1 protein-coding gene is annotated in these 224 nt (G+C 53.6%); it reads left to right on the top strand.

Features of this window, described 5'->3' with window-relative positions; genetic code table 11:
• Positions 1-224: AIR synthase related protein (locus JDF658_RS13600; RefSeq protein WP_242946687.1), on the top strand; the 224-nt coding region annotated here is incomplete at both ends.

Here is a 224-nt window from a genome sequence, read left to right as displayed (position 1 = left end):
CCAGACTGTCGACTTTTTCACACCCGTAGTGGACGACCCCTATACTTTCGGTCTGATTGCCGCAGCCAATTCCCTCAGTGACATCTATGCCATGGGCGGTAAGCCTCTCTTTGCCCTGAATGTAGTAGGCTTCCCGGAAAAAAGGTTGCCTATGGAAGTCCTGGGCGATATCCTGCGCGGCGGTGCAGATAAAGCCGCTGAAGCAGGTATTAGCATTGTAGGCG

The organism is Carboxydocella sp. JDF658 (assembly GCF_002049395.1).
Lineage (GTDB): Bacteria > Bacillota.
Note: the sequence above shows the minus strand (reverse complement) of the source record. Positions and strands in the feature narration are given on the sequence as shown.